The following is a 6,664-nucleotide window of genomic DNA, read 5'->3' as shown; positions in this document are numbered from 1 at the left end:
TCAGCAGCAGCCGGAAGCCCCGGCGGCCCGCAACGGTTCGGCCCCGCTGCCCACCCGACCGGCCCGGCCGGCAGCGGCCCGCAGTAACGAATGGTCATCGCCCGGCGACGAAGGATGGCAGGCCGCTGAGTCCCTGCTGAGCCAGGCGGCGGACGCGCAAACCCAGGCCGGCCTGCCGAAACGGGTTCCGAAGGCGCATCTCATCCCGGGCTCGGCAGCGCCGAAGACCCCGACCACGAGGGCTCCGGCCGCACCGCGGTCGGCTGACTCCATCCGGGGTCGCATGTCAAGCTACCAACAGGGCGTGCGCCGTGGCCGGCACGCTTTGATAGACGCCTACTCTGGTGATGCGTCCACATCGCCGCAGAGCAGTGAAGACGAGGAGCAGGAGTGACTACCGCGTCTGTACAGCAGCCCGGCAGCTTCAGCTGGCTGATCACCGACTTCGTCCGCCGGGTCCCCGGCGTGGCGCACGCCGTCGTCGTCTCCGCCGACGGTCTGCTGCTGGCCGGTTCCCACGGCCTGCCGCGGGACCGCGCGGAGCAGCTGTCGGCGGTGTCGTCCGGGCTGATCAGCCTGACGCAGGGCGCCGCGCGCTGCTTCGAAGGCGGCACGGTCAACCAAACCGTGGTGGAGATGGAGCGGGGGTACCTGTTCCTGATGTCCATCAGCGACGGCTCGTGCCTGTCCGTCCTCGCCGCGCCCAACTGCGACATCGGTCTGGTCGCCTACGAGATGACGCTCCTTGTCGAGCGGGTCGGCCAGCAGCTGACGCCCGAACTGCGGGCCCAGCTGCAGGGCGTGGTCCGCAGATAGGCCCGGGCGGGGGTGAGAGGCAATGGCCAAGGGTTCTGGCGTACCCGGCGGCCGGTTCGGTAAGAAGTTCGACTACCAGGCCTGGGCCGCCGAGGGCTTCAGTTTCTCCGATCCCGATTCGGAGGGCGCCGCCCCGGAAGTCGAGGACGACGCGCACTACGAGCTGGATGAGGTGCTGGATGATCCGCCACGACACCAGCTGCACGACGCACCCCGACCGCCCGGTGCCGGCGGCCGGGCATTCGGCACCGCGGGACGAGGTCTAGGCGATATGGCAGCACACGGTCTTGACGACCCGCCGCAGCACGGGCTGGACGAGGTGCCGAATCGCTTCGACATCGACGGCTACGGCAACGGCCTGTTCGGCGGGCCGGGGGCCGACCTGTTCGGCGAGCACGGCTTCGTCGACGGGCCGCCGCAGCGCAGTCGTGGGGCGTACGGCCTGCCGGAGGAGATGCCGGGCGGTGGCGCGTTCGGTTTCGCCGAGGAGCGGCCGGGCGAGCGCAGCAACCCCGGCTACCGGGGCGGTCCGCCGTCGGGACCCATTTCCGACCCGATGTCCGGCCCGCTCTACGATGCCGACGGCTACGAGGTGCACTTCGTGCAACCGCCGGACCCGGAACCCGAACCGGAGCCGGCACAGCACGAGCCCGTGGTCGAGACCGGATCGCTGGTCCGTCCCTACACCAGGACCGGCGGTCGGACCCGACCCGATTACGACCTGGCGATCGAGGCGCTGGTGTCCACCAGCGACCACGGCCGTGACAGGGATGCCGCAGTGACCGCCGAGCACCGGTCGATCTGCGGTCTGTGTGTGGAGACCCGCTCGGTCGCGGAGATCGCGGCGCACCTGCGGCTGCCCCTCGGGGTGGTTCGGGTGCTCATCGGTGACATGGCCAGCATGGGTCTAGTCCTGATTCACCAAAGCGGCCTGGTCGTGGGGGACAGGCCGTCCATTGAATTCCTGGAGAGGGTGCTCAGTGGGCTCCGCAGGCTCTAGTCCCCAGATCGCCCGGCAGGCGACGACATCGGCGAAGATCGTGGTCGCCGGTGGGTTCGGTGTCGGCAAGACGACGTTCGTGGGGTCGGTGTCCGAGATCGTGCCGTTGACGACCGAGGCGGTGATGACCGAGGCCAGTCTCGGCGTCGACGACTTGTCGGCGACGCCGAACAAGGTCACCACGACGGTCGCGATGGACTTCGGTCGTGTGTCGCTGGACAGCGACCTGATTCTGTATCTGTTCGGCACGCCCGGTCAGCACCGGTTCTGGTTCATGTGGGACGACCTGGTCCGCGGTGCTATCGGCGCGGTCGTCCTGGTGGACACCCGGCGGTTGGCCGACGCGTTCGCGTCGATCGACTTCTTCGACGACCGGCAGCTGCCGTACGTCGTGGCGGTGAACTGCTTCGATGGCATGCTGCACCACCGGATCGACGACGTGCGGGACGCGCTCACGATCGACCAGTCGGTGCCGATCGTGACGTGTGACGCCCGCAACCGGGAGTCGACCAAGCAGACGCTGATCACGTTGGTGGAACACGCCATGCGTCAGTGGATGTCGGTCCGCGCGGGCTAGCAGTACAACGTTGAAGGGATTCGGGGCTCGTCGTCGACGGGTCCCGCTCTCTTGCGCGCTTATTTCTCGACCAGTGCCGCCGACGTGATCAGGTGCACGGGGTAGCGACGGATCTCGCCGCCGTCCACGCCTTCGAGGATGCCGCCGGCGACGCTCACCGGCGTGACAACGCGCTGCGTCGCGACCCCTCGTGAATCCCGATATTAGACTTATATCAAGCGCTCATGAACGAATAGGGAATTACTTGGCAGCCTGTGAGTCGTCACCCGCAGTAGCCCTTTGGCCGAGGTTTCCAGGTCACTTCGACCGCCCATAGTAGTGCGGGACGCCATATAACTAAACACATATGAATGGAAGTCCCATTCAAATGAGAACACTTGCCGGTCGACAGCTGGAACAACTAAGCAGGCTGCCTTTCCTCTGGCCTTTATCATTTGTTTTCGGCGCTTGAGCCGCCTTCTACAATATTCAATAAGGGGCATTTTTCTTTTGTCAATGGGCTTCCCTACGCCTTCTTGTCTCCGCCCGCAGCTGGCCGATCAACACCTCAAGCTGCTCGTCGGCCACGGCGGCCGGGGCCTGGCCCCGCCGCGCCGGCCGCGCCTTGGCCGGGATCCGGCGGCCGGGGGGCCGCAGGTCCAGCACGGAGCCGTCGGCGCTCTCGGCGGCCGGGGCGAAGCCGGCGGAGCGCAGCTCGTCCAGCACCTCGATCAGCGGCAGCGGGCTGACCAGCACGGTCGGCGCGATCCGCCGCAGCTCCAGCCGGGCCGACGCCGGGTTGGCCAACACCTCGGTGATCAGCACCGGATCGTCGCAGCGCAGGAACGACCCGGCGGCCCCGCCGCGCAGCCGGCCGTGCCGGCGGGCCACGTCATCGATCATGTACGTCAGCGACTGGGGCACCGGCGTCCGCGACCGGCCGCGGAACAGTTCGTGCAGCTCGTCGGCGGTCCGGCCGGAGTCGAGGGCCCGCCGGATCGTCGCCTCGCCGACCCGGTACACCGTCGCGCCGCCGGCCGACTCGACGTCGGCCACCATGGCCATGTCGGCGGCCAGCATCGGCTCCAGCGGCCCGGGCGCGACCCCGTCAGGTCGGCCTGGACCAGCACGTGGTCCAGCGGCTCGGGCATCGCGTCGGCCATCCGCTTGGCCGCCATCGCCGGCCCCTCGGCCAGCAGCGACCGCGTCGCCGAACTGACCGCGCCCAGCGCCATCACACCCAGCGCCGCCGCCTCCGTGTACGTCCAGCGCACGACGTCATCCCGCAGCCGCCCGCCCCGGCGCGGGGCCCGCCACGCCAGCAGCGCCGCCACCTGGTCGGCGTTGGGCACCGAGGAGCCCGGCGGCAGCTCGGACAGCGTCTCCAGCACCCGGCGGCGCTCGCGCGGGGCCAGCGGTCGGCGCAGTTCGTCGGTGAGCGGGCCGATCGCCTTGTCCCGTTCGTCACGGGTGCCGATCAGCGCCGGCAGCCGCGGCAGCTCCAGCCAGGCGGCGGCCAGCGTGGCCCAGCGCTGCTCCGGCGCGGACACCAGCCAGCCGTCGGCCAGCGTCGTCGGCACCCACTCCGGCTCCATGCCCTCGCTGTCGGCGGCCAGCCCGGCGCCGACGACCAGCTCGACCAGCAACCCGGCGCGGGTGTCGTCGACGTCGAGGGTCTTGCCGATCCGGCGCACCTCGCGCACGCCGAGGCCGCCGGAGCGCAGCACCGGCGCGGGCTCGTGCGACCACAGCCGCAGCAGGCCCTCGACGTGCCTGACGAGCTCCAACGCCTCACCGGCCGCGGTGGTGTCCACAACGGACGGATCACGTCGAATGGTGGTGAGTTCCGGTTCCTTGACCTGCACCGTCCCGAGTGGACGGCGGCCGCGGACCGCCATGCCGACCTCGCGCGGCAGCTCCACGGTCTCGTTGTCGCGGCGGGCCAGCAACCCCATGGCCAGCAGTCGCTGGGTCGGCGTCCTGGCCCGATCCAGCGGCACGACCACGGCGGCGTCCTTGGTCAGCCCGATCGGGGAGTCCCCGGCCAGCGCGGTGAGCAGCCGCCGCTCCGGCTCGTCGAGGCCGGAGAGCACCTCGGTCAGGTCCTTGCCGGCGAGATGCGGTAACGAGCGGCCGAGGCCGCCCGGGTGCTGCGGCGCCACCTCGCGCGCCGCCGGCACCGCGGACACCGCGTCGTCCGGGCCCCACACGATCGCCCGGGTTCGCAGCGCGCGGACGGCCCCGGTCACCCGGGTGAGTGTCGCGTCGGCCGCGAACAGCCGGGCCACCTCGCGGACCGACACCGGCGCGCTGTCGGCGTCGAGCACGAGCAGCGCCTCCAGCACGGTCAGCGTGAAGGTGTCCAGGTCCTCGCAGGTCCTGGCCACGGACGCGCGGATACCCGCCCGCGTCGCCAGCACAGTGCTGTCGGCGGGCGGCGGTGTCGCCAGGTCCGGGCGGGCGCGCAGCAGCGCGACGAGCGCGTCGTCGTCGAGCGCCCGCAACCAGTCCGCGAGTGAGAGGCCGGCCATCATGCACCACGTTAGCTGTGCCGCCGGAACGGCGTCGGGCACACTATCCCTGTAGACCGTTCGATCGAGGAGGAACCGTGGCGAAGGACCGCTCCGCGCGCATCGACCCGGCGTGGCCGCACATCGAGGGTGAGAAGCACCCGGTCAGCGAGCTGGCCACCGACGTGCAGGGTGCGCTGTCCCCGTTCGGCGACATCGCGTTCCCGCTCGACGCCGAGTCGCTGCCGTACACGCACCCGGTCACCGAGATCAACCGCTGAGCCTTTTCGAGTCGCTCACGTTCCGGAATTCGACGCGGTTTAGGCTCATTTGATCGGCCGTCGGCCGCGTCGAATCTGGAGGACAGTCATGCCGGTTCCCGGACCCGGATATTCGATCACCATTCGGGTCGAGGCGCCGCCGTCTGCGAGCGCTGCCGGCGACCTGACCAGCGCAGTCGGCCGGGTCGGCGGTGTGATCACCGCCTTCGACGTGGTCGAGTCGCACGTCGATCGGGTCGTGTTCGACATCACCTGCAACGCGATGTCGGCCAATCACGCCAAGGACATCACCGACGGCCTGGACGCACTTCCGGGCGTTCGCGTCCGAAAGGTGTCCGACCGCACATTCCTGGTCCACCTCGGCGGCAAGATCGAGGTGACCTCCAAGGTCGCCCTGCGCAACCGTGACGACCTCTCCCGCGCCTACACGCCGGGCGTCGCCCGCATCTGCCAGGCCATCGCGGCCAATCCCGAGGACGCCCGCCGCCTCACCATCAAGCGCAACACCGTGGCCGTGGTCACCGACGGCTCCGCCGTGCTCGGCCTGGGCAACATCGGCCCGGCCGCCGCGCTGCCCGTGATGGAGGGCAAGGCCGCGCTGTTCAAGAAGTTCGCCGGCGTCGACGCGTGGCCGGTGTGCCTGGACACCCAGGACACCGAGGAGATCATCCGCGCGGTCGAGCTGATCGCCCCGGTCTACGGCGGCATCAACCTGGAGGACATCGCCGCCCCGCGCTGCTTCGAGATCGAGGCCCGGCTGCGGGAGAAGCTGGACATCCCCGTTTTCCACGACGACCAGCACGGCACCGCCATCGTGGTCGTCGGCGCGCTGCGCAACGCCCTGCGGGTGGTCGCCAAGGACATCACCAAGTGCAAGGTCGTGGTGTGCGGCGTCGGCGCCGCCGGCTCGGCCATCATCCGGCTGCTCCAGCACCAGAATCCGGGCGACATCCTGGCCGTCGACATCCACGGCATCGTGCACCCGGACCGGGGCGACCTGGACTCCAACCTGGAGCAGATCGCCGCCAGCACCAACGCCGAGCGCAAGGCCGGCACCCTGCACGACGCGCTGGTCGGGGCGGACGTGTTCATCGGCGTCTCCGCGCCCAACCTGTTCGGCGCGGCCCAGGTGGCCACCATGAACTCCGACGCCATCGTGTTCGCGCTGGCCAACCCGGACCCGGAGATCGACCCGGTGGAGGCCCAGCAGCACCGCCATCGTGGCCACCGGCCGCAGCGACTACCCGAACCAGATCAACAACGTGCTGGCCTTGCCGGGTGTGTTCCGCGGCCTGCTCGACGCCCACGCCAGCACCATCACCGACGCGATGCTGGTGTCCGCGGCCAACGCCATCGCCGACGTGGTGGAGCCGGCCCAGCTCAACGCCTCGTTCATCGTGCCGAGCTTTTTTCGACAACGCGGTGTCGCCGGCGGTGGCTTTAGTTCGGTCAAGAACGCCGCCCAGAACAAGTGAGCGAGCTCAGTCACGTCGACGCCGCC

General features: G+C 70.0%; 4 protein-coding genes and 2 pseudogenes. 5 read left to right on the top strand and 1 reads right to left on the bottom strand.

Annotation, left to right across the window (positions count from 1 at the left end):
• Positions 1–390: 390 nt before the first annotated feature.
• From KUTG_RS23655 to KUTG_RS23645, 3 genes are read left to right on the top strand one after another with little or no spacing between them, the layout of a single operon-like run.
• Entirely contained in the window at positions 391–816 is a 426-nt protein-coding gene (locus KUTG_RS23655) for a roadblock/LC7 domain-containing protein (RefSeq protein WP_043719639.1), read from the top strand.
• Positions 817–838: 22 nt separating this feature from the next.
• Positions 839–1,816, top strand: coding sequence for a DUF742 domain-containing protein (locus KUTG_RS63865; protein ID WP_232240912.1), 978 nt, complete (start codon positions 839–841; stop codon positions 1,814–1,816).
• Positions 1,797–2,393, top strand: coding sequence for a GTP-binding protein (locus KUTG_RS23645; protein ID WP_043719637.1), 597 nt, complete (start codon positions 1,797–1,799; stop codon positions 2,391–2,393). Before KUTG_RS63865 ends, KUTG_RS23645 begins: the two co-directional genes overlap by 20 nt.
• Positions 2,394–2,897: 504 nt before the next feature.
• Here the strand turns inward: KUTG_RS23645 and KUTG_RS23640 are convergent.
• Positions 2,898–4,903 (bottom strand): annotated as a pseudogene (locus KUTG_RS23640) (helicase-associated domain-containing protein); the annotation flags it as partial.
• A gap of 77 nt (positions 4,904–4,980) precedes the next feature.
• On the opposite strand from KUTG_RS23640, the gene KUTG_RS23635 reads away from it, so the two are divergent.
• Both KUTG_RS23635 and KUTG_RS23630 read left to right on the top strand, forming a co-directional pair.
• The gene (locus tag KUTG_RS23635; protein ID WP_043719636.1) at positions 4,981–5,163 is read left to right on the top strand and encodes a hypothetical protein; all 183 of its coding nucleotides are present in this window, start codon (positions 4,981–4,983) and stop codon (positions 5,161–5,163) included.
• A gap of 88 nt (positions 5,164–5,251) precedes the next feature.
• A pseudogene (locus tag KUTG_RS23630) lies at positions 5,252–6,664 on the top strand (NAD-dependent malic enzyme); the annotation flags it as partial.

It is taken from the genome of Kutzneria sp. 744, assembly GCF_000568255.1.
GTDB lineage: Bacteria > Actinomycetota > Actinomycetes > Mycobacteriales > Pseudonocardiaceae > Kutzneria.
Note: the sequence above shows the minus strand (reverse complement) of the source record. Positions and strands in the feature narration are given on the sequence as shown.

What these genes read in the sequence shown, in the direction of transcription:
- KUTG_RS63865 (WP_232240912.1), top strand. Translation starts at nt 839, where the DNA reads ATGGCCAAGGGTTCTGGCGTACCCGGCGGCCGGTTCGGTAAGAAGTTC.